Raw genomic sequence first — 25,090 nt, 5'->3', positions numbered from 1 at the left:
ACATGCGCGTCAGCATCGTCATCGACAACTACAACTACGAAGCCTATGTGGCGCAGTGCATCGACTCGGCCCTGGCGCAAAGCCATGCCGATGTCGAGATCATCCTGGTCGACGACGGCTCGCCCGACCGCTCGATGGACGTGATCAACCGCTACGCCGACCGGGTGGCCGCCATCATCGACAAGCCCAACGGCGGCCAGGCCTCGGCCTACAACGCCGGCTACGCGCGCAGCAGCGGCGACCTGGTGATCTTCCTGGACGCCGACGACTGGCTCTACCCCGACGCGGTGCGCGACATCGTCGCCGCCTGGCAGCCCGGCGTGAGCAAGGTGCAGTTCCGCCTCGACATGTGCGACGCCCAGGGCGCGCCGCTGGGCCGGCGCCTGCCGCGCGAGATGCACGACCACGAGGCCCCGGCCCTGATGCGCGAGTTCGGCACCTATGGCTCGCCGCCGGGCTCGGGCAATGCCTACCACCGCAGCTTTCTGAACCGTGTGCTGCCGATGGCGACCGGGCCGTGGCGCATCGGCGCCGACACCATCCCGATCCTGCTGGCGCCGGCCTACGGCGCGATCGCCTCGGTCACGCACAGCCTGGGCGGCTACCGCATCCACCGGCCGGCCACCGACAAGTCGCTGCTGTTCAACAACTCGCCCACCGGCCTGCTGTCGGAGTTCGAGCGCCTGATGGCGGCCAAGCAGGCTGTCGCCGACGGCATGGAGCAAGCCGGCATCGTTCACGCGCAGCCACTCGGCTTCGCGCCCTGGGAAGCCCGCACCGTGGCGCTGTGCGTGCGCTTTGGCGGCGACGCGGTCTTGCGTGCGCTGCCCGCCACGCCGGCCGCCATGGTGCGCCAGGCGCTGGCCGGCCTGTGGCGCTGGCCCGCCATGAGCTGGCCGCGCAAGCTGGTGCTGATGGCCTGGGTGCTGGGCGTGGCAGTGCTGCCCGAGGCCGTGGCGATGCGCATTGCCCGCCTGCACCGCCAGTCGGCCGGCGCGCCGGTGGCGGCCTGAACGGCCAAGGAGCGCCTGTGCTGATCAACGGCCGTTTCCTGACCCGTCCCGCCACGGGCGTCGACCGCTTTGCGATCGAGTTGCTGGGCGCGCTCGCCCGCCGGGGCGAGTTGGCCGGCTCGCAGCTGGTCGCGCCCGAAGGCTCGACCCTGGTGTCGACCGCCCCACCCGGCCTGCCGGTGAAATTTGCCGGCGCGCGGGGCGGCCACGCGTGGGAGCAGTTCGACCTGCCGCGCCTGGCCGGCGACGACTGGCTGATCAACCTGTGCAACACCGCGCCCCTGATGCGGCGCCGCCAGCTGGCGGTGATCCACGACGCCGCAGCGGTGGCCAACCCGCAGAACTACAGCCTGGCCTTTCGCAGCTGGTACCGCGTGATGCTGGGCGCGCTGATGCGCCGCTCGGCGTGCGTGGCCACGGTATCGCGCTTCAGTGCCGATGAGCTGACGCGCCACTTCGGCGTGCGGGCGCAGGGCATCGAGGTGATCCCCGAAGGGGGCGAGCACATCCTGCGCGAGCCGGCCGATCACTCGGTGTTCGACCGCATCGACCTGCGCGGGCGCCGCTACGTGCTGGCCGTGGGCAGCGCGTCGCCCAACAAGAACTTCGCGGCCGTGCTGCAGGCGATGGAGTTGCTCGACGACCCGTCCATCGTGCTGGTGGCCGCCGGCAGCGGCAACTCGCGCGTGTTTGCCGGCGGCACGCTGGAACACGCCCGGCTGCAGCGCACCGGCTACGTCAGCGATGCGCAGCTGCGCGCGCTCTACGAGGGCGCCGCGTGCTTCGTCTTCCCGTCGTTCTACGAAGGCTTCGGCCTGCCGCCGCTCGAAGCTATGTGCTGCGGCTGCCCGGTGATCGTCTCGGAGCGCGCCTCGCTGCCCGAGGTCTGCGCCGACGCCGCGCTGTACTGCGACCCGGCCGATCCCGCCACGCTGGCCGTCCAGCTGCGGCGCCTGCTCGGCTCCCACCACCTGGCGGGCGAGTTGCGCGCCGCCGGCCACGCACGCGCCGCGCAGCTGACCTGGGACGGCGCCGCGCAGACCTTCTCGGCACTCGGCCAGCGCCTGGCAGGTTGACCTGGCCGTGCCGTTCGCCGTGCCGTTCGAGACCCCTTCCTTGACCCACCCCACCATGTCCCAACCCCAACGCGTCGCCGTCGTCCATGAATGGCTGGCCACCTATGCCGGCAGCGAAAAGGTGCTGGAGCAGATCCTGCACCTCTACCCCGACGCCGACCTGTTTGCCGTGGTCGATTTCCTCGCAGACGGCCAGCGCGGCTTCGTGCGCGGCAAGCCAGCGCGCACCAGCTTCATCCAGCGGCTGCCGATGGCGCGCAAGCGCTTCCGCGCCTACCTGCCGCTGATGCCGATGGCGGTCGAGCAGCTGGATCTGTCGGGCTACGACCTGGTCATCTCGTCCAACCACGCCGTGGCCAAGGGCGTGATCACCGGGCCGGATCAGCTGCACGTCTGCTACATCCACTCGCCCATGCGCTACGCCTGGGACCTGCAGCACCAGTACCTGCAGGAGTCCGGCCTGGTGCGCGGCGTCAAGAGCGTGGTGGCGCGCGCCATGCTGCATTACCTGCGGCTGTGGGACGCGCGGGCGGCCGACGGCGTCGATGTCTTCGTCGCCAACTCCGCCTTCATCGCCCGGCGCGTGCGCAAGACCTACCGGCGCGAAGCCCAGGTCATCCACCCGCCGGTCGATGTGGCGCGGTTTGCGCTGCACACCCGCAAGGACGACTTCTACCTGGCCGCCTCACGGCTGGTGCCCTACAAGAAGATGCCGCTGATTGCCGAGGCCTTCGCGCGCATGCCCGACAAGCAGCTGGTGGTGATCGGCGACGGCCCCGACATGGAGCGGCTGCGCGCCGTCGCGGCGTCCTGCAAGAACATCACGGTGCTGGGCTACCAGAGCGACACGGTGCTGGTCGACCACATGCAGCGCGCCCGGGCGCTGGTGTTTGCGGCGGAAGAGGATTTCGGCCTCACCCCGGTCGAAGCCCAGGCCTGCGGCACGCCGGTGATCGCCTTCGGGCGCGGCGGCTCGCTGGAGACCGTGCGGGCGAAGGGCGATGCCGCCACCCGCACCGGGCTGTTCTTCTTCGAGCAGAGCCAGGACGCCATCATCGCGGCGGTGCAGGCCTTCGAGGCGCTCGCCGTACCGATCGACCCGCACGCCTGCCGGCGCCACGCCGAGGCCTTCACGCCCGAGCTGTTCCGCACCCGGCTGCAGCAATCCGTCGCGCAGGCCTGGGCCGAGTTCCAGCCCGCAGCCCAGCCCGCCGAACAGCCGCGCTGATTCAGGAAGCCCGGCGTGCCACTCCAGCAGCACTCACCAAGGCGGCGACAGGCCTTCGAGCCGAGCGCCGACGCGCTCGGCCGCCAAGCCTGCGGGGCCGACGCACGCGCCTCCCGCGCCAGCCGGCCACTCGCGCACCGCCTGTGGCGCGAGGCTGGCTTCGCGCTGCACGGGCGCGCCGCGCGCCGCGACCACCGCGTTGTCGCACAGCCAGAGGTCGCGCACCAAGCCGGTGGCGCTGTCGGCGCCGATGCGGATGCCGGCACCCGCCACGCCGTCGATGCGGTTGTGCTGGATCAGCACCCGCTCCACCCGCCGCAAGGCCGCTTGCGCAGGCTGGGCGATCAGGCCAGCCGCGTTGCCAATGGCGTGAACCTCAATGGCGCCATGACCGGTGCGCGGCTCCTTCAGCACGCGCCGGCGCAGGTCGGCAAACGGCACGCCGGCGGGCAGCCAATCGGGCGGCTGGGTCTGCACCTGCTCGATCAGGTTGCGCTCGATGCGGATGTCGCTCGCGCCAGGCGTGTCGGCAGCCTCGGCGCCTTCCTGGGCCACCAGCACGCCGGCCGCACGGGCCATGCGCGCAATGTGGTTGCCGCACACCGTGACGCGCTGGCTGCCGACCACCGAAATGCCCCGGCCCCAGTAGCCGCCCGCCACGTCGTTGCCTGCCATCAGGATGTCGCTGACCGGCGCCTTGTCACCCCGGTAGGACACGGTGGCGATCAGGTCGTCGCCCGCCTCCCGCACGGTGTTGCCCAGCACCCAGCCCTGGCGACTGCCACCGGTGATGTGGATGCCATCGGCCAGCGTGCGCCGTACGGTGTTCTCGGCCACCAGGAAGCGCTTGGCGCCGAAGATCAGGATGCCGGCCGCACCGGCGCCGTGGGCGGTGCCCTGCGCGGACGCTTCGGTGATCGTCAGGCCGCGCAACACGTTGCCGGTCTGCAGGCCGGGCAAGGCCTCGTCTCGGTAGACGTTGACGCGCGACTGCTCAGGCGTCGTGCGGCGCATGTCGGTGGCGGTGCTCAACGTGAAGCCATACAGGCGAACGCCGTCGGCCCGCAGGCTCAATGCGTGATCCTGCGGATCGGTCGCGTGCAACTGCGCGCCCACGCCCCACCAGGTCACGCCCGGCACGGTGACGCGGATGCTGTGCGCCTGCAGGTAGCGGCCAGGTGGAAACACCAGCCAGTCGCCCGGCCGCAGGGCGGCCAGCGCGGCAGCAATGGCGGCGTCGTCGGGCCGGTTGTCATCGGGCCGCGCGCCGAAGTCGGTCACGCGGCGAGCCTGGGCCGGCACCTGAGGCCAAGGCGGCAGGGTCGCTTTCACGGTAGCAGGTGTCAGCCGGCACAGGTCGTCGGGCAACGCACCGGCCCACACGCTGAAGGTCGCTACAAAGCCCGTCAGGCCCACCAGGCCGCAGGCGAGTTGCGCCGTCTGCCGCAACGCCCGTCGCAACGCCAAGTTTTTTCTGACTGCATTCATCGCCGCGAATTGTCGGCCTTCCCCTCTCACCCAGGAGTTCAGCCATGAGCACCCCCAAGGCACCGGTCTACGTCACGCAACCCTTCCTGCCGCCGCTGGAAGATTTCATGCCCTATCTGCAGCAGATCTGGGACGCCAAGATGATCACCAACGGCGGGCCGTTCCACCAGAAGCTTGAAAGCGCGCTGACGGAATACCTGGGCGTCAAGCAGCTGGCGCTGTTTGCCAACGGCACGCTCGGGTTGCTGACGGCACTGCAGGCGCTGCGCGTCACGGGCGAGGTCATCACCACGCCGTACTCGTTTGCCGCCACCGCGCACTCGGTGCTGTGGAATGGCCTCAAGCCGGTGTTTGCCGACATCTGCCCGAAGACCTGCAACCTCGACCCGGACGCGATCGAGGCGGCCATCACGCCGCAGACCACCGCCATCATGCCGGTGCACTGCTACGGCACGCCGTGCGATGTGGAGCGCATCCAGCGCATCGCCGACACCTACGGCCTGAAGGTGATCTACGACGCCGCGCACGCGTTTGGCGTGCAGTACAAGGGCGAGAGCCTGCTGAACTGGGGCGACCTGTCGGTGCTGAGCTTCCACGCCACCAAGGTCTACACCACCATCGAGGGCGGTGCCATCGTCTGCCCGGACGCCAAGACCAAGCTGCGCATCGACTACCTGAAGAACTTCGGCATCGCCGACGAGGTCACGGTGATGGCGCCGGGCATCAACGGCAAGATGAACGAGATCCAGGCCGCCTTCGGCCTGCTGCAGTTGCAGCACGTGGACAGCTTCATCGCCCGCCGCACCCAGATTGCCGCGATGTACGACCAGCACCTGCGCGGCGTGCCCGGCATCCGCGTGCTGGAGGCCACGCCCGATACGGTGCCCAACCACTCGTACCACCCGATCTTCATCGAGTCGTCCTTCCCGATCAGCCGGGATGCGGTCTACGAGCGCCTGCGCGAGCAGGGCATCTTCGCTCGGCGCTATTTCTACCCGCTGCTCAGCGAGATGCCGATGTACCGCGGCCTGCCCTCCGCCGCTGCTGCCCACCTGCCCCACGCCAACCGCATTGCCAAGGAAGTGCTGTGCCTGCCGATCTACCCGGCGCTGGAGGATGCCGATGTCCTGCGCGTGATCGAGCAGATTCGCGCCTTCGCGGAAGCGTGACGATGGTCGAAGCCGCCCCCGCACCGGCGCTGCCGCCGCCCGTGGCCTTCGTGACGCCGTACAACCTGCCGACCAACGCCTACATCGAGATGCAGAAGGCGCTGGTCGAGGCCGCCGGCTTCGAGGTGCAGCCCTTCTCGGTCAAGCACCTGCTGCAGGGCGGCGGGCTGCGCGGCGTGATGCAGCGGCGCAACCTCGTGCTGGTGCAGTGGCTGGAAATGCGCGCCTTCCACTTCGGCCGGGCCGGCACGCGACTGTCGCTGACGGGCTGCCTGATGCTGGGTTTCATGCTGCTGGTGCTGGCCTGCGCCCGCGCCCGAGTGGTGTTCTTTGTGCATGACCACGCCGTGCATGACACCTTCGGCCCGTTGCGCCACCTGTCACGCAGGCTGGTGGCACTGCTGTGCCGTACCGCCGATGCGCGCGTCGTGCACGACCCGAGCTGTTCGCAGCAGTACCAGGCCGTGTACCTGCCACACCCGCTGTTCTGGGACAGGCCGCAGCCCGCCCGGGCGATGCCGCCTGTGGCGTCGAGACAGGCCACGGCAGCACCGCGCCTGAATACGGTGCCGTTTGCCAGTGCCTCGCACCACGCGATGCTGGGTGCCATCCGGCCCTACAAGGCCATCGACACCATCCTGAACGTCTGGCCCGCTGATCTGAGGCTGCACATCGCCGGCCGCTGCAGCGCCGACCTGCTGGCAACGCTGCAGCAGATCATCGCCACACGGGGGCTGCAGCAGGCTGTCACGATCGACGCGAGGCACCAGTCCGACGAGGAGTTCGAGGCCCACATGCGCGCCGCCGACGTGCTGATCCTGCCGCATGCCACCGGCACGGCACTGGTCAGCGGCGCGTTCTTCGAGGCGCTTGGCAAGGTGTCGTTCATCGTGGCGCGGCGCTCGGCCTTCATCGACTGGGCCTCGCAGCGCTTTGCCGGCGTGCACGCCTTCGATGAGCCGCACGAGTTGCCCACCCTGCTGGCCCGCCTGCAGCACACGCCCGCGCCGCCCTGGAAAGACACCATCGCCGCCGCGCTTCAAGCCTTCGGCTGGGCCGCCTGCGAAGCGCAGTGGGGTCAGTTCTTTGCCAGCGTCAGCGCCAGCGCGCCAGCAGCCACACGCCCAGGAACACCAGCACCGAACCGGCGGCAATCCACTGATTGAACGGCTCGCCCAGCACGTACACCCCCATCAGGATGGTGCTGAGCGGCCCGACCAGCCCGGTCTGGGCGGTGAGCGTGGCGCCCAGGCGCTCGATGGCCATCATCACCAGGATCACCGGCGCAAAGGTGCAGGCGGTGGCGTTGAGCACCGACAGCCAGATCACCGCGGAAGGAATCTCCGCCACCGACGCCAGCGGCCGCAACAGCACGAACTGGCCGATGCACAGCAGGCAGGCCACCGTGGTCGCCAGGCCCGTGAGGCGCAGCGAGCCCAGGCGCTTGACCTCCTCGCCGCTGAAGACCAGGTAGACCGCGTAGCTGACCGCGCTGCCGAACACCAGCGCCGCACCCAGGCCCACATTGGCACCGGCGAGCGTCAGCTCATGGCCGAACACCAGCACCACGCCGGCGTAGCTCACGCCCAGAGCCACCAGCTGGCGCGGCTTGACCCGGTGCTTGAACAACACCACGCCCAGCAACAGCACGAGGGTCGGATTGAGGTAGAGGATCAGCCGCTCCAGGCTCGCGCTGATGTAGCCCAGCCCGGCGAAGTCCAGGAAGCTCGCCAGGTAGTAGCCAGAGAATCCCAGGCCGAAGATGGTGATCCAGTCGCGCCGGTGCAGCGCGCGCTGGCCGCGCCCAGCCCACCACGCCAGCGCCACGAACAGCGGCAACGCAAACGCCATGCGCAGCATCAGCAGCGTGATCGCATCGGCGCCGTGCCGGTAGCCGAGCTTGACGATGATGGCCTTGCCCGAGAACGCGATCGAGCCGATCAGCGCAAACGCCAGGCCCGGCCAGAGCTTGGGCGGAGCGGCAGCCGTCATCGGTGGCGTGCTGTCAGTGACGGGTTATCAGTGGCCTGCAATGGTCATCTTCTCGATCAGGATGGAGCCGACCGTCTTGCTGCCCATGTTGTAGGCATCCGCGCCCACGGCGACGATCTGGCTGAACATCTCGCGCAGGTGGCCGGCGATGGTGATCTCGTCGACCGGGTGCACGATCACGCCGTTCTCGACCCAGTAGCCCGACGCGCCGCGCGAGTAGTCGCCGGTGACGTAGTTGACGCCCTGGCCCATCAGCTCGACCACCAGCAGGCCGCGATGCAGCTTGCGGATCATGGCGGCCAGGTCATCGCCGCGCCGCGTCAGGCGGCTGCTCAGCGTCAGGTTCTGCGAGCCGCCGGCGTGGCCGGTGGTGCGCATGCCGAGCTTGCGGGCCGAGTAGGTCGACAGGAAATAGCCCTGCGTCACGCCGGCCTCGACCACCGTGCGGGCGCGGGTCTGCACGCCTTCGTCATCGAAGGGCGCGCTGCCCTTGGCCTTGGGAATGTGCGGGTCTTCGCGGATGTCGATGTGCGCGGGCAGCACCTGCTGGCCCAGGCAGTCGTGCAGGAAGGTCGACTTGCGGTACAGCGCACCGCCGCTGGTGGCCTGCACGTACGCGCCCAGCAGGCCGGCGGCGGCGGGAGCCTCGAACAGCACCGGCACCTCGCAGGTCTTGACCTTGCGCGACTTGAGGCGCGCCAGCGCACGCTCGGCACCGTAGCGGCCGATCACTTCGGGCGCGGCCAGGTCGAGCGCGTCGCGCATCGAGCTGTACCAGCCATCGCGCTGCATGTCGCGGCCCTTGCCGGCAATGGCCGAGCCCGAGATTGAATGGCGCGAGCTGGCATAGCCGCCCCGGAACCCCCGGCTGTTGCCCGAGAAGAAGTGCGACTGCTGCGCCGACACCGCCGCGCCTTCGCTGTTGGTGATGCGGGCGTCGACAGACATGGCGGCGTCTTCGCAGCGCAGCGCGATCTCGGCCGCGCCCTCGGCGTCGATCAGCCAGGGGTAGAACAGGCCGAGGTCGCGCCGGGTGGCCTCGGGCGTGGCCATGTCGGCCTCGTCGGGCAGGCCGGCGGCGCTGTCTTCGGCGGTGAAGCGGGCGATGTCGTAGGCGGCCTGCACGGTCTGCTGCAGCGCAGCCGGCGAGAAGTCGCTGGTGCTGGCGTTGCCGCGCCGCTGGCCCAGATAGACGCTCACGCCGATGGCCTTGTCGCGGTTGCGCTCGACGTTCTCGATCTCGCCCTTGCGCACCGACACGGACAGGCCGGTGCCCTCGGACACTTCGACGCCGGCATCGGTGGCGCCGAGCTTGCGCGCCCGCTCCAGCGTGTCCTCGACCAGCTGCGCGAACTGCTCGCGGGTGTAGGCAAAACCCGGCGCCGAACCGGAGGCAGCAGACGGATCGGAAGGCATGTCGGAGGGCACGTCGGAAGGCACGTTGGAAAAGGTCATGGGGTACGCCACAGAGGAGTCGAAAGACCTGACAGGGAGGCCGCTCGTATCATAGCCTTCGACTTTTTGCCCCTGTTTCAGGGAGCTCTGCGGTATTTCACCGTCTCACATTGCCTGCGCCTGCATGATGCCTTCCGACGATTTCGACGCCCCCCCCGCACGCCTGCCCCGTGACGAGCGCCCCAGCCGCACCCAGCTCAAGAACGAGTCGCACGAATTGCAGACGCTCGGCATTGCCCTGCTGGAGCTGTCCGACGCCAAGCTCGACGCCCTCGACATGCCCGAGATCCTGCGCGACGCCCTCACCGACCTGCGCCGCATCACCGCGCACGAAGGCCGCCGCCGCCAGCTGCAGTACGTGGGCAAGCTGATGCGCCACGTCGATGCCGAGCCGCTGCGCGAGGCCGTGGCCTCGCAGCGCCTGCCCGGCGCCAAGGAAACGCTGGCGCTGCACGACGCCGAACGCTGGCGCGACCGACTGATCGCCGAGGACAACGCGCTGACCGAATGGCTAGTCGCCCACCCCGACACCGACGCGCAGGCCCTGCGCAGCCTGATCCGCAGCGCCCGCAAGGACGCCGCCCTGGCCGCCGCCGCCCCTGAAGGCGGTCTGGAGCGCAAGGGCCGCACCTACCGCGAGATCTTCCAGCTGGTCAAGAGCACGCTGGAGCAGGCTGCTCGCGAAGCCAAGAACGACGATGAAGCGTGATGAGTGACGTGATGGGCAACACCGCCAGCCCCGCCACGCTTCCGCTGCCCGAGCCGGTCCGCATCGGCCTGGTTTCGGTCAGCGACCGCGCCAGCGCCGGTGTCTACGAGGACAAGGGCCTGCCCGCATTGCAGGACTGGCTGTCGCGCGCGCTGCACAACCCGATCACCTTCGTGACACGGCTGATTCCGGACGAAGAGCAAGGCATCAGCGCCGCGCTGCGCGATCTGGTCGACATACAAGCCTGCGATCTGGTGCTGACCACCGGCGGCACCGGCCCGGCACCACGTGATGTCACGCCCGAAGCCACGCTGGCGGTGGCCGACAAGGTCATGCCCGGTTTCGGCGAGCAGATGCGCCAGATCAGCCTGCGCTTCGTGGCCACGGCCATCCTGTCGCGCCAAGTGGCGGTGATCCGGGGCCAGGCGCTGATCATCAACCTGCCGGGCCAGCCCAAGTCGATCGCCGAAACACTCGAAGGCTTGGCCGCCGCCGTGCCGCCCTGCCCCGGCATCTTCGCTGCCGTGCCCTACTGCATCGACCTGATCGGCGGGCCGTACCTGGAAACGCGCGACAGCGTCTGCACGGCATTCAGGCCCAAGACGGCGCGGCGTCCCGCCCGGCCGGACTGATCACTTGATGATCACTTGACAAGGCGGTTCAGGCGCTCGGCGTCGAACTGTTCGGTGGTCTGCGCATCATTGGGCACGCAGGGCGCGCCGGGCAGTTCGCGTGCACCGGTCGAGAGTTTCTCGATCGCCTGCCACAGCAGCGCAATCTGGTGCTCATGGCCAACGGCGTTGTCGATCAGGCCCTTCATCGCCATCGCCACCGGGTCGTCGCCCTGGGTCACGCCGTAGGCGGAGAAACCCATCCTGGCGGCCACCGCCTCGCGGTTTTCATCGTCCTTGGCCAGGATGATGCGCGCCGGGTTGCCCACCGCCGTGGCGCCCGCCGGCAAGGGTTTGGTCAGCACCGCGCCGGAACCGACACGAGCCCCTGCGCCCACCGTGAAGCCACCCAGCACCGCCGCGTTGGCGCCAACGATCACGCCGCGCTCCAGCGTCGGATGCCGCTTGGCGCCCTTGACCAGCGAAGTACCGCCCAGCGTCACACCTTGGTAGATGGTGCAGTCGTCCCCGACCTCGGCCATCTCGCCGATCACCACGCCCATGCCGTGGTCGATGAAGACGCGCCTGCCAAAAGTGGCACCGGGGTGAATCTCGATGCCGGTCAGGAAGCGGCCGATGTGCGACGAGAAACGGCCCAGCCACCGCAAATCGTGCACCCAGAACCAGTGGCCCAGGCGCTGGATCCACAGCGCATGCAGGCCGGGATAGCAGGTCAGCACCTCGAACCACGACTTGGCGGCGGGGTCGCGCTCCAGGATGCAGGCGATGTCTTCTTTGAGGCGGGAGAACATGGCGATGTGGCGAAATCTGAGTTGCTCAGTGTAGGCGCCGCCATCTCGGCCATGGCGTGGCAGGTTATGCCGGCGAGCGCTGTATCCTGGCTCGCAACCAACGGGACATGGGCCGCTCCAGCAACCGGTTGACCGCCCAGGCCGCACCGACCACCCCCACCAGCACGATCAGTGCACGCAGTTGAAAATCAACCCCTCGCCACCCGCCCGTCTCCAGCAGGATGTAGCCGATATTCTGATGCAGGATATAGACCGGATACGTCAATACGCCCATCCACACATAAACAGAACTGTTCCCGATCGAAATCCACTTCTGTGAAACAGCGTAGAACACCAGGTAAAAAGACGTCAACAAGGCAAGCGTGATCCAAAGAACTGAAAAATCTGAATCGACCAACACGACCGATTCCTTGCCCGCCGCTTTCCAGATATAAGCCACCGACAGCGCATAACACCAGAGCATCAAACCCGATCGCCAGCGTGTCCAGCCTTCGCGGCTGGCGCGGTAGAAAAGCATTCCGGCGACAAACAGCGAAGCCCATTGGGCGTCGAGCCAGAATTCTGCAAAATACACTGGCCGGATGACATTGGCCGTGCCGATCAGCAGCCAGACCGTCATCACCCTCTCAGCATGTCGCAGCCATTTCAGCCAGACCATGAAACCGATCAAAAGGTAGAACTGCAACTCCACAGCCAATGACCAATAGGCGCCATCGACATAATCCACCTTCATCCAGTGCGGCACCATGGTCAGGTTGGCCAGCGCCTGCAAGCCGTCTACTTGAAAGTGGGGCGTACTAAAAAACACCGTGATCAGCGAGGTCAGAATCACGCCCACCCACAATACCGGATACAACCGAGATACTCTGGAAGCGAAGAATTCCCGCACGGAAACCCCTTCAGCCGACATGAATATCACGAAACCGCTGATCATGAAAAACAGGTGCACACCGAGATAACCGTATCGAGCCAGATCACCCACCCAGATTGAGGGCTGATCGGTCAACCAGCCGCCTTGCTGACCCCGGTACAGATAATGAAAGGCCACCACCATCAGGCAGGCCAACCCCCGCAACAGGTCAATTTCTGGGTATCGCTTGGATTTCATCCCGCGATCATGACTCAGCAGCAGGGTTATTTCTTCAGCACCGCACGCGCAATGCCGCGAAGAATGTGAACTTCTTCTCCCGTCAGTGCTGCGCGATTGAGCAGTTGGTTGAGCCTGGGCAGCAGCTTGCGCGGCGCGGCGGGGTCGAGGAATTCAAGCGCGATCAGCGCCTGTTCCCAGTGCTTGAGCGCACCTTGGACCTCATCGACGGTGGCCTGGCGCGAGGTGGTCGTGCGCGCCTCGACCGCAAAGCCGCCCAGCGCCTGGCGCCATTCGTAGGACAGCAGCTGCACCGCCTGCGCCAGGTTGAGCGAGCCGTAGTCGGGGTGGGTGGGAATCGACAGGCAGACGTGGCAGCGGTAGACCTCTTCGTTGCTCATGCCGTAGCGCTCGCTGCCGAAGACCAGCGCGACCTTGGCATCGCGGTGCAAATCAGAGGCCGCCAGTTCGCCGAAGTAATCGCGCGGCGTGCGGGTGGGCGGGCCGAAGTCACGTGGCGTCATGGCCGTGGCGCAGGCGATGTGTACGCCTTCGAGTGCCTCATCGAGCGTGGCGACGATGCGCGCCCGCGCCAGGATGTCGGCCGCACCGCTGGCCATCGCCACGGTGTCCTCCTGGCTCAGCACGTCGGCGAAGCGCGGTGCCACCAGCACCAGTTCCGAGAAGCCCATCACCTTCATCGCCCGCGCGGTGGCACCCACGTTGCCGGGGTGGCTGGTGCGGATCAGCACGAATCGGGTGGCATTGGGCGGGGGCGAAGGCAGGGGCATGGGCGATGAGGGACAGCAGCAACGAAACACGGGGACAAAAATCTGATGCAGAAAACAGCAGCGCGCCGCTAGAATCCGCGTCCTCATCATAGGTGCCCCACCCGGGCGCCTTGCTCTTTGTCCTCGCCAGCCCCTTCCACTGAACGCGCCGCCACAAGCGGTGCCAACGCGTCGTCGCCATGTCACAACAAGTCAATCTTCACCCCATGCTCAACATTGCCGTCAAGGCAGCACGTGCGGCGGGCGCGTTGATCAGCCGCGCGAGTTTTGACGTGGACCGGCTCACCGTGAGCCAGAAGGGGCACAACGACTTCGTCACCGAAGTCGACCAGGCGGCCGAAGAAATCATCATCGAGACCATCCTGCAGGCCTATCCGGGCCACGCCATCCTGGCGGAAGAGTCGGGCCGCAGCCGCGGCGCGCAGAACAGCGATTTCGTCTGGATCATCGATCCGCTCGACGGCACCACCAACTTCATCCACGGCCTGCCGCAGTACGCCGTGTCGATCGCGCTGGCGTTCAAGGGCCGCATCGAGCAGGCCGTCGTCTACGACCCGACCCGCAACGACCTGTTCTACGCCACCAAGGGGCGCGGCGCGTTTCTGAACGACAAGCGCCTGCGCGTGTCCAAGCGCATCCGCATGCTCGACGCGCTGATCGGCACCGGCTTCCCCTTCCGCAAGGGCGACAACTTCAAGCGCTACATGAAGATGTTCGAGGAGATCTCGGTCGCCTGCGCCGGCCTGCGCCGCCCGGGTGCCGCCTCGCTGGACCTCTGCTACGTGGCGGCGGGCTGGTATGACGGCTTCTTCGAGACCGGCCTGTCGCCGTGGGACGCTGCTGCCGGCTCGCTCATCATCACCGAGGCCGGCGGCCTGGTGGGCAACTTCACCGGCGAAGCCGACTTCCTGTACCAGCGCGAAATCGTCGCCGGCAACCCCAAGATCTACGCCCAGCTGGTTCAGATCCTGACGCCCTACACCCGCATCCTGCCGGCCGACGAGCCGGCAGTCGCCCCGCAAATCGAAGCCGCCAAGCCGGCCCGCACCGCCTCGCGCCTGAAGGCCAAGGCCGTTGCCGAGCCGGACCTGACCGCCTCGGCCGGCGATGGTCTGGTGCCTTTCTCGGCCAGCCGCCCGGGTTCGACCCTGGTCGAGCCCCAAGAGACCGAGGCCCCCGTGCAACCGCCGCGCCGCACCTACGAGATGACGCCGGCCCAGGCCCTGGCCGACGCCTTCGACGACGTGCCTCAGGCGCCCGCGCCGGCGCCGATCATCACGCACAAGCCGCCGACCCGCATCCGCAAGGAAGACATGCCGCCGCCGGCGGAAGTGGTCGAGCCGCGCCGCGCCAAGCGCCGCGACGACGACGCGCCGTTCTAAGCGCCGTCCGCTGCCTCAGCAACCACCACAGCCCGCACTCTTGCGGGCTGTTTCACGTCCATCAGCCCCCACGCCGTGACCGCCGCCTCCCATCCACCGGCTGGCTCCGCCGCCGACCTCAGCTTCGCCGGCCACACGCCAGTCATGGCCCAGTACCTCCGCATCAAGGCCGAATTCCCTGACGCGCTGGTGTTCTTCCGCATGGGCGACTTCTACGAGGTCTTCTTCGAGGACGCCCGGCGCGCGCACCGGCTGCTCGACATCACCATCACCACGCGCGGCCAGAGCAATGGCGAGCCGGTGGTGATGGCGGGCGTGCCGGTGCACTCGCTCGAAAGCTATCTGGCCAAGCTGATCAAGCTGGGCGAGGCGGTGGCGATTGCCGAGCAGGTGGGCGAGGTCGGCGCCAGCAAAGGCCCGGTCGAGCGCAAGGTGGTGCGGGTGGTGACGCCCGGCACCATCACCGACACCGAGCTGCTGGCCGAGCGCGAGGACACGCGGCTGCTGGCCATCGCCCGCATCGGCCCGCCGGTGGCCGCCACCTATGGTTTGGCCTGGCTGGCGCTGGCGAGCGGCCAGCTCGGCCTGACCGAATGCGCCGAGCGCGAACTGCCGGCCTGGCTGGCGCGGCTGTCGCCGGCCGAGGTGCTGGTCAGCGCCGAGATCGAGCAGCGCCCCGCCGCGCTGCAAAACTGCACCGCCGTCATCACCGCCAGGCCAGGCTGGCAGTTCGACCGCGCCCTGGGCGAGCGCAAGCTGCGCGAGCAGCTGAAGGTGGCGCACCTCTCAGGCTTCAACGCGCAGGATCTGCACGCCGCGCATGCCGCCGCTGCCGCGCTGCTGAGCTACGCCGAGCACACGCAGGGCCGGGCGCTGTCGCACGTCAACGCGCTGACGGTCGAGCGCGCCAGCGACCTGCTGGAGCTGCCGCCGGCCACGCACCGCAACCTGGAGATCACCCAGACACTGCGTGGCGAGACGGCGCCGACGCTGCTGTCGATGCTCGACACCTGCCGCACCGGCATGGGCAGCCGCGAGCTGCGCCTGTGGCTGACGCACCCGCTGCGCGAGCGCAGCGTGGCGCGCGAACGCCACGGCGCCATCGCCGCGCTGCTGGAGGCACGGGCGGCCGAACCCTTGCGCGACGCGCTGCGCCACGTCAGCGACGTGCAGCGCATCACCGCCCGCACGGCTTTGCGCCAGGTGCGCCCGCGCGAGTTGTCCGGCCTACGCGAAACGCTGCTGACGCTGCCTGAGCTGCGGCTGCGCGTGCCCGACAGCGCCGCGCTGCTGCAGACCTTCCACGGCGCGCTGACGCCGGATGTGGCAATTGCCGACCTGCTGCAGCGCGCCATCGCCACCGAGCCCGCTGTGCTGCTGCGCGACGGTGGCGTGATCGCGCCGGGTTTCGATGCCGATCTGGACGAGCTGCGCGGCATCGCTACCCACTGCGATGCGTTTTTGCTTGATCTGGAAGCGCGTGAGCGCGCCCGCACCGGCATCCCGAACCTGCGGGTGCAGTTCAACAAGGTGCACGGCTTCTACATCGAGGTCACGCTCGGTCAGGTCGACAAGGTGCCGCTCGACTACCTGCGCCGCCAGACGCTCAAGAACGCCGAGCGCTACATCACGCCCGAGCTGAAGGCGTTCGAGGACAAGGCGCTGTCCGCCCAAGAACGCTCGCTGGCGCGCGAGAAGTGGCTGTTCGAGCAGGTGCTCGACGCGCTGCAGCCCCACCTGTCGGCGCTGTCGGAACTGGGCCGCGCGCTGGCGTCGCTGGATGCCTTGGCCGCTCTGGCCGAACGCGCCGCCACGCTCAACTGGTGCGTGCCGGAGTTCGTCAACCACCCGTGCCTGGACATCGAGCAGGGGCGGCACCCGGTGGTGGAGGCACGGCTGGCCGAAACGGGGGCGGGCAGCTTCATCGCCAACGACTGCCGGCTCGATGCCGCGCGGCGCATGGTGATCGTCACCGGCCCGAACATGGGCGGTAAAAGCACCTTCATGCGCCAGGTGGCAGTCATTTCGCTGCTGGCGGCGATGGGCAGCTATGTGCCGGCGTCGCGCTGCCGGCTCGGGCCGCTGGACGCGATCCACACCCGCATCGGCGCGGCCGATGACCTGGCCAACGCGCAGTCGACCTTCATGCTGGAGATGACCGAGGCCAGCGCCATCCTGCACGGCGCCACCGAACACAGCCTCGTGCTGATGGACGAGATCGGCCGGGGCACCAGCACCTTCGACGGCCTGGCGCTGGCCGGTGCCATCGCCAGCCACCTGCACGACCGCAACAAGAGCTTCACGCTGTTCGCGACCCACTATTTCGAGCTGACCGAGTTCCCGGCGCGGCACCGCCACGCCGTCAACATGCACGTGTCGGCGGCGGAAAGCGGTGATGACATTGTTTTTCTGCACGCCATCGAGGCCGGCCCGGCCAGCCGCAGCTACGGCGTGCAGGTGGCGCGGCTGGCGGGCATGCCGGCCAGCGTGCTGCGGCAGGCGCGCGGCGCGCTGGAGTCGCTCGAAGCCCAGCAGCGCGCGGGCGAGGCGCAGATCGACCTGTTCGGCGGCACTGCAGCGCTTGAGGCGGCCATCGAGGCCGATGCCCCGGCGTCTGTGCCCGCTGTCCCGCCGGTGATAGCCCCCGCGCCCTCGGCGGTGGAAACTGCGCTGCGCGAAGTGGATCCCGATGCGCTCACGCCACGCCAGGCACTGGATGTGCTCTATCAACTGCAAGCCCTCGCCCGGGCTGCTTAAATCGGGCGGCTCCGCCCTCCTCACTTCAAGCTCTCCACCATGACCTATTGCATCGGCATCCGGCTCAACGCCGGCCTTGTGTTCCTGTCGGACTCCCGCACCAACGCCGGCCTGGACGCCATCAGCACCTTCCGCAAGATGATGGTCTACGAGCGTCCGGGCGACCGCTTCATCTGCCTGCTGTCGGCCGGCAACCTGAGCATCTCGCAGTCGGTGCGCGAGGTGCTGCAGGTCGAGAAGATCGCCGGCCCCGAGGGCAGCGAGCCGATCACGATCTGGAACGCCAAGAGCATGTTCGACGTCGCCCGCGTGCTGGGCGCGGCCATCCGGCGCGTGCACGACCAGGACGGCCCGGCGCTGCGCGCCGCCGGCATCGACTTCGTCGCCAGCTTCATCCTGGGCGGCCAGATCGGCGACGAGGCGATGCGGCTGTTCCTGGTCTATTCGGCCGGCAACTTCATCGAGGCCACGCGCGAGACCGGCTTCTTCCAGATCGGCGAGAGCAAGTACGGCAAGCCCATCCTCGACCGCATGCTGACGCCCGACACCCCGCTCGACGAGGCAGCCAAGTCCGCGCTGGTGTCGATGGACTCCACCATGAAGTCCAACCTGAGCGTCGGCCTGCCGCTCGACCTGCTGGTCTACCGCGCCGGCTCGCTGCAGGCCGACCAGATCATCTGCATCGACGACAAGAACCCCTACTTCCAGATGATCCACAACACCTGGGGCCAGCGCCTGCGCGAGGTGTTCGAGAGCATCGACGACCCGCGCTGGGACGGCGGCGACGCGGCCCACCCGCTGCTGGTGGCGTCCGAGCGCTACGAGCCGATGAAGAAGATCACCCACGCCGACGAGAAGATCGTCTGAGGCAGAAGCCCGCCATGCACCTCGTCTTCAGTCACGGCAACGGTTTTCCGGCCGGCACCTACCGGGTGCTGATGGAGGCCTGGGCGCAGGCGGGCTGGCGGGTGTCGGCGGTCGAGAAGTTCGGCCACGACCCGCGCTGGCCGGTCAGCAGCAACTGGCCGCGCCTGCGCGACGAGCTGATCCACCACATCGACACGCTGGCCGCCAGCGGGCCGGTGGTGCTGGTCGGCCACTCGCTGGGCGGCTTCCTGAGCCTGCTGGCGGCGTGCAAGCGCCCCGATCTGGCGCGCGCCGTGGTGCTGCTGGATTCACCGGTGATCGGCGGCTGGCGGGCGCACAGCGTGCATGTGGCCAAGCTGACGCGGCTGATGGAGCGCGTCTCGCCCGGCAAGATCGCCCTGCGCCGCCGCCAGCACTGGCCCAGCCGCGACGACATGCAGCAGCACTTTGCCGCCAAGCACGCCTTCGCCCGCTGGGACCCGCGCGTGCTGGCCGACTACGCCCGGGCCGGCGTGCAGCCGGTGAGCAATGTCGCTGAAGGCGGCGCTGAACTGGGCGCGGGCGTCGAACTGGCCTTCAACCGCCGCGTCGAGGCGCGCATCTACAACACGCTGCCGCACCACCTGCCGGCGCTGCTCAAGCGCCATCCGCCGCGCTGTCCGGTCGGGCTGATTGCGGGCACTCAATCGGCCGAGGTGCGCCAGGTCGGGCTGGCCGCGAGCCGGGCGCTGGTGCGCGACAACTTGCGCTGGATCGAAGGCAGCCATCTTTATCCGATGGAGCGCCCCGACGAGACCGCCGCCGCCGCGCTGGGGCTGATCGACGATCTGCTGCACCGCAGCACCGCTGGCTAGAATCCGCCGCCCCGATGGAGGACTTTCGATGAGCAGTCACGCCCAGCCCAGCGCACCCACCGCCCCGGCCCGCAAGCCGGTCACGCTGCATGGGCTGCGCGCCATGCACCAACGCGGCGAGAAAGTCACCATGCTCACCGCCTACGACGCCACCCAGGCGCGGCTGGCCGACGAGGCCGGCGTCGACACCCTGCTGGTGGGCGACTCGCTCGGCATGGTCGTGCAAGGCCACGGCAGCACCGTGCCGGTGTCGCTGGATGAAATGGTCTATCACACCCGCTGCGTCGCCCGCGGCCTGGGGCCGAACGGCGCCCCCTGGCTGATCGCCGACCTGCCCTTCGGCAGCTACCACGACAGCGCGGAGCAGGCCATGCGCTCATCGGCTGCGCTGATGCAGGCCGGCGCGCAGATGGTCAAGCTCGAAGGCGGCGGCTGGACCGCCGAGACCGTGCGTTTCCTGACCGAGCGCGGCATCCCGGTCTGCGGCCATCTGGGCCTGACGCCGCAGAGTGTGCACGCGCTCGGCGGCTACCGCATCCAGGGCCGTGACGCCGAGGGCGCCGCCCTGCTGCGCCGCCACGCCGCGCAACTGGCCCAGGCGGGTGCGACCATGCTGGTGCTGGAGCTGATGCCCAGCGCGGTGGCCGCCCAGGTGCAGGCCGACAACCCGGAGCTGATCACCATCGGCATCGGCGCCGGCCCGGACACCGCCGGCCAGGTGCTGGTGCTGCACGACATGCTGGGCTGGACGCGCGGCAAGCTGCCACGCTTCGTGCGCGACTTCCAGGCCGAAGGCGGCCACGCGCTGGACGCGATCGAGCGCTATGTGGCCGCCGTCAAGGACGGCAGCTTCCCCGATGCGGCGCTGCACACCTACGCTACCTGATTCACGCGGCCTGAGCCCGCCACACCGACCATGCAAACCGTCCACACCCTTGCCGACCTGCGCGCGGCGCTCGCGGAGCGTCCCGCCATCGCCCTGGTGCCGACCATGGGCAACCTGCACGACGGCCATCTGGCCTTGATCCGCCAGGCGCGTGAACTGGCCGGCCCCAGCGGCACGGTGGTGGCGAGCATCTTCGTCAACCGGCTGCAGTTCGCGCCGCACGAGGACTTCGACCGCTACCCGCGCACGCTGGCGCGCGACTGCGAGTTGCTGGCAGAAGCAGGCTGCGATCTGGTGTTTGCGCCCGACGAGGCCGAGCTGTATCCGCAGCCGCAGACCTTCAAGGTCGTGCCCGACCCGGCGCTGGCCGACATTCTGGAAGGCCACTTCCGCCCCGGTTTCTTCACCGGCGTGTGCACGGTGGTGATGAAGCTGTTCTCGATCGTGCAACCGCAGATCGCCGTGTTCGGCCAGAAGGATTACCAGCAGCTGATGGTGCTGCGCCGCATGGTCGAGCAGTTCGCGCTGCCGATCCGCGTGGTGGCTGGCGCCACGCGGCGTGCCGACAGCGGCCTGGCGCTGTCCTCGCGCAACGGCTACCTGAGCGAGGCCGAACGCACCGAAGCGCTGCACCTGAGCGCCGCGCTGCGCGAACTGCTGGCTGCGGTGCGTGCAGGCCGGCACGACCTGGCTGCGCTGGAGGCTGAGGCGATGGCCGCGCTGGCCGCGCGCGGCTGGCAACCCGACTATCTGACCGTGCGCCGCCGCAGCGATCTGCTGCCGCCGAGCACCGCCGAAATGGCCGCCGGCGTGGCCTTGGTCGCCCTGGGCGCAGCCCGTCTGGGTGCGACCCGGCTGATCGATAACGTGGAAGGTTGAGGCGTCGCAAAGCGGCGCACCTATAATTTCCGTTTACCACAACGGCCCTCCTGTCCGACGCTTGGCGCCCCTCGTCCCGAGGCGGCCGCGTCCCCAAGGGAGGGCCGCTTCACATGACCAAGTTTGTCTTCGTCACCGGCGGTGTGGTGTCCTCGCTCGGCAAGGGCATTGCAGCGGCTTCGCTGGCTGCAATCCTTGAATCCCGCGGCCTCAAGGTCACCCTGATCAAGCTGGACCCCTATCTCAACGTCGATCCGGGCACCATGAGCCCGTTCCAGCACGGCGAGGTCTTCGTGACCGACGACGGTGCTGAAACCGACCTCGATCTGGGCCACTACGAGCGCTTCATCACGACGCGCATGCGTCGCAGCAACAACTTCACCAGCGGCCAGATCTACATGTCGGTGCTGGAGAAGGAGCGCCGCGGCGACTACCTCGGCAAGACCGTGCAGGTGATCCCGCACGTCACCAGCGAGATCCAGGACTACATCAAGCGCGGTGCCGGCTTCGGCACGCCCGATGCGGTTGACGTGGCGATCTGCGAGATCGGCGGCACCGTGGGCGACATCGAATCGCTGCCCTTCCTGGAAGCCGTGCGCCAGATGGCGCTCAAGCTCGGCCCCACCAACTCGGCCTTCGTGCACCTGACCTACGTGCCGTGGATTGCGGCCGCCGGCGAGTTGAAGACCAAGCCGACCCAGCACACGGTGCAGAAGATGCGCGAGATCGGCATCCAGCCCGACGCGCTGCTGTGCCGCGCCGACCGGCCGATCCCGGATGAAGAGCGCGAGAAGATCTCGCTCTTCACCAACGTCGCCCAGCACGGCGTCATCAGCGTCTGGGACGCCGACACCATCTACAAGGTGCCGCGCATGCTGCACGAGCAGGGCCTCGACGAGCTGATCTGCATGAAGCTGCAGCTGCTGACGCGCCCGGCCAACCTCGACCGCTGGGACCGCCTGGTGCACGCCGTGGCGCACCCCCAGCGTGAACTCACGCTGGCGATGTGCGGCAAGTACACCGACCTGTCGGACAGCTACAAGTCGCTCAACGAGGCGCTGCGCCACGCCGGCATCCACCACCACGTCAAGGTCAACATCGAGTATGTCGACTCCGAGACACTGACGCCCGAGACCGCCGCCACGCTGGAGCAGTACGACGCCATCCTGGTGCCCGGCGGCTTCGGCAAGCGCGGCATCGAGGGCAAGATCGTCGCGGCGCAGTACGCCCGCGAGCACGGCATTCCCTACCTGGGCATCTGCCTGGGCATGCAGGTCGCCACGATCGAGTACGCCCGCCACATGGCCGGCATGACGGGCGCGAACTCGACCGAGTTCGAACCCGACGGCGCCTACCCGGTGATCGCGCTGATCGACGAATGGCAGGACAACGACGGCAGCATCCAGAAGCGTGACGCCAACTCCGACCTCGGCGGCACCATGCGCCTGGGCGCGCAGAGCTCCGACGTCAAGCCCGGCACGATCGCGCACGCGATCTACGGCGACGTGGTGACCGAGCGCCACCGTCACCGCTACGAGGCCAACGAGAAGTACCTGCAGCGCCTGCAGGACGCCGGTCTGGTGATCAGCGCCATCACCCAGCGCGAGAAGCTGACCGAAATGGTCGAGCTGCCGCAGAGCGTGCACCCGTGGTACGTGGGCGTGCAGTTCCACCCCGAGTTCAAGTCGACGCCGTGGGACGGCCACCCGCTGTTCAACGGCTACATCGGCGCGGCGCTGGCGCACCAGACCGCCCAGGCTGCCAGCAAGACAGCAGCCGTCACCACCAAGGAATCGGCATGAAGCTCTGCGGTTTCGACGTCGGCCTGGACCAGCCCTTCTTCCTGATCGCCGGCACCTGCTCGATCGAGGGACTGCAGATGTCCCTGGACGTGGCCGGCCTGCTCAAGGAAGCCTGCACGGCGCTGGGCATTCCGCTGATCTACAAGGGCTCGTTCGACAAGGCCAACCGCTCGTCGGGCACGACCCAGCGCGGCGTCGGCATGGACGCGGGCCTGAAGATCCTCGACGAGGTGCGCCGCCAGACCGGCCTGCCGGTGCTGACCGACGTGCACGACGAGTCGCAGGTGGCCGAGGTCGCCAGCGTGGTCGACGTGCTGCAGACGCCCGCCTTCCTGTGCCGCCAGACCGACTTCATCCGCGCCGTGGCGATGTCGGGCAAGCCAGTCAACATCAAGAAGGGCCAGTTCCTGGCGCCCTGGGACATGAAGAACGTCATCGACAAGGCCCGCGCCGCCGCACGCGACGCCGGTCTGTCGGAAGACCGCTTCCTGGCCTGCGAACGCGGCGTGAGCTTCGGCTACAACAACCTCGTCGCCGACATGACCAGCCTGGCCGAGATGCGTAACACCGGCGCGCCAGTGGTGTTCGACGTCACCCACTCGGTGCAGAAGCCCGGCGGCCTGGGCGGCGCGAGCGGCGGTGCGCGCGAGATGGTGCCGGTGCTGGCGCGTGCCGGCGTCGGCGTCGGCGTGGCCGGTCTCTTCATGGAGACCCACCCCGATCCGACCAAGGCCTGGAGCGACGGCCCGAACGCCGTGCCGCTCAAGCACATGAAGACACTGCTCGAACAGCTGGTCGCGATCGACCGCGTCGTCAAGTCCCAGCCGCTGCTGGAAAACGACTTCAGCTGCTGAGCCACCCCTCGATTGACGCGACGCGGTAACTGCCTTGCTGCACCATCGTCGCGTTTTCCATCTTTTGACCCAGGAGATTGACCCATGAGTGCCATTGTTGACATCGTCGGCCGCGAAGTGCTGGACAGCCGAGGCAACCCCACCGTCGAATGCGACGTGCTGCTCGAGAGCGGCGTCATGGGCCGTGCGGCCGTGCCGAGCGGCGCGTCCACCGGCTCGCGCGAGGCCATCGAGCTGCGCGACGGCGACAAGAGCCGCTACCTCGGCAAGGGCGTGCTCAACGCCGTCAAGAACATCAACACCGAGATCAGCGAAGCGGTGCTGGGCCTGGATGCGGCCGAGCAGGCCTTCCTCGACAAGACCCTGATCGACCTCGACGGCACCGACAACAAGGCCCGCCTGGGCGCCAACGCGATGCTGGCGGTCTCGATGGCCGTGGCGCGTGCCGCGGCCGAAGAGTCGGGCCTGCCGCTGTACCGCTACTTTGGCGGCATGGGCGCGGTGCAACTGCCGGTGCCGATGATGAACGTCATCAACGGCGGCGCGCACGCCAACAACAGCCTCGACCTGCAAGAGATGATGATCATCCCCGTGGGCGCGCCTTCGTTCCGCGAAGCAGTGCGCTGGGGCGCCGAGGTGTTCCACGCCCTCAAGAAGATCCTGCACGACAAGGGCATCAGCACCGCCGTGGGCGACGAGGGCGGTTTCGCGCCCAGCGTGGCCAGCCATGAAGAAGCCATCCAGCTGATCCTGCAGGCGATCGAAAAGGCCGGCTACACCGCCGGCGAGCAGATCGCCCTCGGCCTGGACTGCGCCGCCAGCGAGTTCTACAAGGACGGCAAGTACCACCTCGAAGGCGAGGGCCTGTCGCTGACCGCGCAGGAATGGACCGACATGATGGCCGCCTGGGTCGACAAGTACCCGATCATCAGCATCGAAGACGGCATGGCCGAAGGTGACTGGGACGGCTGGAAGATCCTGACCGACCGCCTGGGCAAGAACGTGCAGATCGTCGGTGACGACCTGTTCGTCACCAACACCAAGATCCTGAAGGAAGGCATCGAGAAGGGCATCGCCAACTCGATCCTGATCAAGATCAACCAGATCGGCACGTTGAGCGAAACCTTCGCCGCCATCGAGATGGCCAAGCGCGCGAACTACACCGCCGTCATCAGCCACCGCTCGGGCGAGACCGAAGACAGCACCATCGCCGACATCGCCGTGGCCACCAACGCCGGTCAGATCAAGACCGGCTCGATGAGCCGCAGCGACCGCATGGCCAAGTACAACCAGCTGCTGCGCATCGAGGAAGACCTCGGCGAAGTGGCGGTGTACCCCGGCCGCGCGGCGTTCTACAACCTGCGCTGAAACCGTCGGG

General features: G+C 68.3%; 20 protein-coding genes and 2 pseudogenes. 16 read left to right on the top strand and 6 right to left on the bottom strand.

Translation table 11 applies throughout. The features are described 5' to 3' along the window. Nucleotides 1-2 precede the first annotated feature (2 nt). The 3 genes and pseudogenes from AC5IG3_RS08315 to AC5IG3_RS08305 all read left to right on the top strand — a co-directional run. The gene (locus AC5IG3_RS08315) at nt 3-1,013 is read left to right on the top strand and encodes a glycosyltransferase family 2 protein (protein WP_491905821.1); all 1,011 of its coding nucleotides are present in this window, start codon (nt 3-5) and stop codon (nt 1,011-1,013) included. Between the two features lie 17 nt (nt 1,014-1,030). Further along, nucleotides 1,031-2,089, top strand: coding sequence for a glycosyltransferase family 4 protein (locus AC5IG3_RS08310; protein WP_491905820.1), 1,059 nt, complete (start codon nt 1,031-1,033; stop codon nt 2,087-2,089). A gap of 1 nt (nt 2,090) precedes the next feature. Beyond that, nucleotides 2,091-3,302: pseudogene (locus AC5IG3_RS08305) on the top strand (glycosyltransferase family 4 protein); the annotation flags it as partial. Nucleotides 3,303-3,350: 48 nt separating this feature from the next. Here the strand turns inward: AC5IG3_RS08305 and AC5IG3_RS08300 are convergent. Next, complete coding sequence (locus AC5IG3_RS08300) at nt 3,351-4,805, bottom strand: right-handed parallel beta-helix repeat-containing protein (protein WP_491905819.1); 1,455 nt, start codon at nt 4,803-4,805, stop codon at nt 3,351-3,353. A gap of 44 nt (nt 4,806-4,849) precedes the next feature. Between AC5IG3_RS08300 and AC5IG3_RS08295 the strand changes: the two genes are divergently transcribed. Together AC5IG3_RS08295 and AC5IG3_RS08290 are read left to right on the top strand one after the other, a co-directional pair. Beyond that, a complete protein-coding gene (locus tag AC5IG3_RS08295) occupies nt 4,850-5,974 on the top strand; it encodes a DegT/DnrJ/EryC1/StrS family aminotransferase (protein ID WP_491905818.1) in 1,125 nt (374 codons plus the stop codon). 2 nt (nt 5,975-5,976) lie between these two features. Continuing rightward, on the top strand, nt 5,977-7,140 hold the full coding sequence (locus AC5IG3_RS08290) for a glycosyltransferase family protein (RefSeq protein WP_491905817.1): 1,164 nt from the start codon (nt 5,977-5,979) through the stop codon (nt 7,138-7,140). On the opposite strand, the gene AC5IG3_RS08285 is transcribed toward AC5IG3_RS08290, so the two are convergent. Next, on the bottom strand, nt 7,070-7,966 hold the full coding sequence (locus AC5IG3_RS08285; protein WP_491905816.1) for a DMT family transporter: 897 nt from the start codon (nt 7,964-7,966) through the stop codon (nt 7,070-7,072). The two genes, AC5IG3_RS08290 and AC5IG3_RS08285, sit on opposite strands and share 71 nt — an antisense overlap. A 27-nt stretch (nt 7,967-7,993) precedes the next feature. Next, nucleotides 7,994-9,382, bottom strand: coding sequence for a metalloprotease PmbA (gene pmbA, locus AC5IG3_RS08280; protein ID WP_491905910.1), 1,389 nt, complete (start codon nt 9,380-9,382; stop codon nt 7,994-7,996). Between the two features lie 166 nt (nt 9,383-9,548). Here pmbA and yjgA point away from each other — a divergent pair, with 166 nt between their 5' ends. Both yjgA and mog read left to right on the top strand, forming a co-directional pair. Then, nucleotides 9,549-10,130: a ribosome biogenesis factor YjgA gene (gene yjgA, locus AC5IG3_RS08275; protein WP_491905815.1), complete on the top strand. Its 582-nt coding sequence runs from the start codon at nt 9,549-9,551 to the stop codon at nt 10,128-10,130. Continuing rightward, nucleotides 10,130-10,762, top strand: a complete 633-nt coding sequence (gene mog / locus AC5IG3_RS08270; protein ID WP_491905814.1) for a molybdopterin adenylyltransferase — start codon at nt 10,130-10,132, stop codon at nt 10,760-10,762. Before yjgA ends, mog begins: the two co-directional genes overlap by 1 nt. A gap of 11 nt (nt 10,763-10,773) precedes the next feature. Here the strand turns inward: mog and cysE are convergent, their stop codons facing one another. From cysE to AC5IG3_RS08255, 3 genes are all read right to left on the bottom strand, one after another. After that, nucleotides 10,774-11,553 carry a serine O-acetyltransferase gene (gene cysE / locus AC5IG3_RS08265; protein WP_491905813.1) on the bottom strand — a complete coding sequence of 260 codons (780 nt, stop codon included), beginning with the start codon at nt 11,551-11,553 and terminating at the stop codon, nt 10,774-10,776. Nucleotides 11,554-11,617: 64 nt separating this feature from the next. Then, nucleotides 11,618-12,661, bottom strand: coding sequence for an acyltransferase family protein (locus AC5IG3_RS08260; protein WP_491905812.1), 1,044 nt, complete (start codon nt 12,659-12,661; stop codon nt 11,618-11,620). 26 nt (nt 12,662-12,687) lie between these two features. After that, nucleotides 12,688-13,431, bottom strand: coding sequence for an RNA methyltransferase (locus tag AC5IG3_RS08255; RefSeq protein ID WP_491905811.1), 744 nt, complete (start codon nt 13,429-13,431; stop codon nt 12,688-12,690). 179 nt (nt 13,432-13,610) lie between these two features. On the opposite strand from AC5IG3_RS08255, the pseudogene AC5IG3_RS08250 reads away from it, so the two are divergent. From AC5IG3_RS08250 to eno, 9 genes and pseudogenes are all read left to right on the top strand, one after another. Next, nucleotides 13,611-14,486 (top strand): annotated as a pseudogene (locus AC5IG3_RS08250) (inositol monophosphatase family protein); the annotation flags it as partial. Between the two features lie 471 nt (nt 14,487-14,957). Next, nucleotides 14,958-17,570 (top strand): DNA mismatch repair protein MutS, encoded by a 2,613-nt coding sequence (mutS, locus tag AC5IG3_RS08245; RefSeq protein ID WP_491905909.1) that lies wholly within the window; start codon nt 14,958-14,960, stop codon nt 17,568-17,570. A 39-nt stretch (nt 17,571-17,609) separates the two neighbouring features. Further along, nucleotides 17,610-18,437, top strand: coding sequence for a proteasome-type protease (locus tag AC5IG3_RS08240; RefSeq protein WP_491905810.1), 828 nt, complete (start codon nt 17,610-17,612; stop codon nt 18,435-18,437). Nucleotides 18,438-18,451: 14 nt separating this feature from the next. After that, nucleotides 18,452-19,291, top strand: coding sequence for an alpha/beta hydrolase (locus AC5IG3_RS08235; RefSeq protein ID WP_491905809.1), 840 nt, complete (start codon nt 18,452-18,454; stop codon nt 19,289-19,291). 28 nt (nt 19,292-19,319) lie between these two features. Further along, a complete protein-coding gene (gene panB / locus AC5IG3_RS08230; protein ID WP_491905808.1) occupies nt 19,320-20,177 on the top strand; it encodes a 3-methyl-2-oxobutanoate hydroxymethyltransferase in 858 nt (285 codons plus the stop codon). A 30-nt stretch (nt 20,178-20,207) separates the two neighbouring features. After that, nucleotides 20,208-21,056, top strand: a complete 849-nt coding sequence (gene panC, locus AC5IG3_RS08225) for a pantoate--beta-alanine ligase (RefSeq protein WP_491905807.1) — start codon at nt 20,208-20,210, stop codon at nt 21,054-21,056. A gap of 113 nt (nt 21,057-21,169) precedes the next feature. Further along, nucleotides 21,170-22,858 (top strand): CTP synthase, encoded by a 1,689-nt coding sequence (gene pyrG / locus AC5IG3_RS08220; RefSeq protein ID WP_491905806.1) that lies wholly within the window; start codon nt 21,170-21,172, stop codon nt 22,856-22,858. Further along, on the top strand, nt 22,855-23,712 hold the full coding sequence (kdsA, locus tag AC5IG3_RS08215; protein ID WP_491905805.1) for a 3-deoxy-8-phosphooctulonate synthase: 858 nt from the start codon (nt 22,855-22,857) through the stop codon (nt 23,710-23,712). The genes pyrG and kdsA overlap by 4 nt, the downstream gene beginning before the upstream one ends. 84 nt (nt 23,713-23,796) lie before the next feature. Next, nucleotides 23,797-25,080 (top strand): phosphopyruvate hydratase, encoded by a 1,284-nt coding sequence (eno, locus tag AC5IG3_RS08210; protein ID WP_491905804.1) that lies wholly within the window; start codon nt 23,797-23,799, stop codon nt 25,078-25,080. Nucleotides 25,081-25,090 lie beyond the last annotated feature (10 nt).

It is taken from the genome of Leptothrix sp. (in: b-proteobacteria), assembly GCF_965250675.1.
In the GTDB taxonomy this organism is placed as follows: domain Bacteria; phylum Pseudomonadota; class Gammaproteobacteria; order Burkholderiales; family Burkholderiaceae_C; genus Sphaerotilus.
The sequence above is the reverse complement of the archived record's forward strand: the minus strand, read 5'-3'. Positions and strand labels throughout refer to the sequence as shown.

What these genes read in the sequence shown, in the direction of transcription:
- AC5IG3_RS08315 (WP_491905821.1), top strand. Translation starts at nt 3, where the DNA reads ATGCGCGTCAGCATCGTCATCGACAACTACAACTACGAAGCCTATGTG.
- AC5IG3_RS08300 (WP_491905819.1), bottom strand. Translation starts at nt 4,805, where the DNA reads ATGAATGCAGTCAGAAAAAACTTGGCGTTGCGACGGGCGTTGCGGCAG.
- AC5IG3_RS08295 (WP_491905818.1), top strand. Translation starts at nt 4,850, where the DNA reads ATGAGCACCCCCAAGGCACCGGTCTACGTCACGCAACCCTTCCTGCCG.
- AC5IG3_RS08290 (WP_491905817.1), top strand. Translation starts at nt 5,977, where the DNA reads ATGGTCGAAGCCGCCCCCGCACCGGCGCTGCCGCCGCCCGTGGCCTTC.
- AC5IG3_RS08285 (WP_491905816.1), bottom strand. Translation starts at nt 7,966, where the DNA reads ATGACGGCTGCCGCTCCGCCCAAGCTCTGGCCGGGCCTGGCGTTTGCG.
- pmbA (WP_491905910.1), bottom strand. Translation starts at nt 9,382, where the DNA reads ATGCCTTCCGATCCGTCTGCTGCCTCCGGTTCGGCGCCGGGTTTTGCC.
- yjgA (WP_491905815.1), top strand. Translation starts at nt 9,549, where the DNA reads ATGCCTTCCGACGATTTCGACGCCCCCCCCGCACGCCTGCCCCGTGAC.
- mog (WP_491905814.1), top strand. Translation starts at nt 10,130, where the DNA reads ATGAGTGACGTGATGGGCAACACCGCCAGCCCCGCCACGCTTCCGCTG.
- cysE (WP_491905813.1), bottom strand. Translation starts at nt 11,553, where the DNA reads ATGTTCTCCCGCCTCAAAGAAGACATCGCCTGCATCCTGGAGCGCGAC.
- AC5IG3_RS08260 (WP_491905812.1), bottom strand. Translation starts at nt 12,661, where the DNA reads ATGAAATCCAAGCGATACCCAGAAATTGACCTGTTGCGGGGGTTGGCC.
- AC5IG3_RS08255 (WP_491905811.1), bottom strand. Translation starts at nt 13,431, where the DNA reads ATGCCCCTGCCTTCGCCCCCGCCCAATGCCACCCGATTCGTGCTGATC.
- mutS (WP_491905909.1), top strand. Translation starts at nt 14,958, where the DNA reads ATGGCCCAGTACCTCCGCATCAAGGCCGAATTCCCTGACGCGCTGGTG.
- AC5IG3_RS08240 (WP_491905810.1), top strand. Translation starts at nt 17,610, where the DNA reads ATGACCTATTGCATCGGCATCCGGCTCAACGCCGGCCTTGTGTTCCTG.
- AC5IG3_RS08235 (WP_491905809.1), top strand. Translation starts at nt 18,452, where the DNA reads ATGCACCTCGTCTTCAGTCACGGCAACGGTTTTCCGGCCGGCACCTAC.
- panB (WP_491905808.1), top strand. Translation starts at nt 19,320, where the DNA reads ATGAGCAGTCACGCCCAGCCCAGCGCACCCACCGCCCCGGCCCGCAAG.
- panC (WP_491905807.1), top strand. Translation starts at nt 20,208, where the DNA reads ATGCAAACCGTCCACACCCTTGCCGACCTGCGCGCGGCGCTCGCGGAG.
- pyrG (WP_491905806.1), top strand. Translation starts at nt 21,170, where the DNA reads ATGACCAAGTTTGTCTTCGTCACCGGCGGTGTGGTGTCCTCGCTCGGC.
- kdsA (WP_491905805.1), top strand. Translation starts at nt 22,855, where the DNA reads ATGAAGCTCTGCGGTTTCGACGTCGGCCTGGACCAGCCCTTCTTCCTG.
- eno (WP_491905804.1), top strand. Translation starts at nt 23,797, where the DNA reads ATGAGTGCCATTGTTGACATCGTCGGCCGCGAAGTGCTGGACAGCCGA.